Below are 759 nucleotides of genomic sequence, written 5' to 3' on the forward strand. Positions count from 1 at the left end.
GTCGCCGAAGGCGCCGAGTTGGACGCGGTCGAGGACCTTGGTGACCCTTTCTCCGATTTCTCCCTTGGCGACCTTCCGCATCTGGAGTCCATAGGCGACATTCTCGTACACCGTCATGTGCGGGAACAGGGCAAAGCCTTGGAAGACCATGCCGGTGTTGCGCCTGTTCGGCGGGAGCCCGGTCACATCGCGGTCATCGAAGAGTATCCGCCCGCTGCTTGCCTGGATGAATCACGCGATCATCCGCAGGGTCGTGGTCTTGCCGCAGCCGCTCGGTCCGAGCAGCGCGAGGAACTCTCCTTGCGCGATTTCTAGCGAGATGTTCTCGACCGCACGCGCCGCAGCGTAGGATTTTGCAAGATTCTGCAACGAAATTCTGGACATGATGCTCCCGACGTCCCCTAGAAAGTCCGGCTCAGCCGCACGTAGCGATCCGAAATGATGAGGGCGGCCCCAATGATGAGTATCTGGATGGTGGCGACGGACATGATTGTCGGGTCGGTCCTGAATTCGAGGTAGTTCAGCATGGCTATCGGAAGCGTGGATCGCCCCGGGCCCACCAGCAGCAGCGACTTTTCGAGATCGCCGAACGAGAAGATGAATGCGAACAGCCCGCCTGCGACGATCCCCGGCTTGATGATTGGCAGAGTGATGCGGAAGAACGTCACCACGCGACTGGCACCAAGACTCAGAGAGGCTTCCTCGACGGCGGGGTCCAGGCCCGAGAGTGAGGCGATTACGAGCCTCAGCACCCAGGGG

At 60.7% G+C, this 759-nt stretch carries 1 protein-coding gene and 1 pseudogene; both read right to left on the reverse strand.

Annotation, left to right across the window (positions count from 1 at the left end; translation table 11 throughout):
- Positions 1 to 384: pseudogene (locus CEV33_RS24660) on the reverse strand (ABC transporter ATP-binding protein); the annotation flags it as partial.
- Positions 385 to 401: 17 nt separating this feature from the next.
- A partial coding sequence (locus CEV33_RS01455; RefSeq protein ID WP_141211540.1) for an ABC transporter permease occupies positions 402 to 759 on the reverse strand: 358 nt, incomplete at its 5' end.

Source organism: Brucella grignonensis, from assembly GCF_002252505.1.
GTDB lineage: Bacteria > Pseudomonadota > Alphaproteobacteria > Rhizobiales > Rhizobiaceae > Brucella > Brucella grignonensis.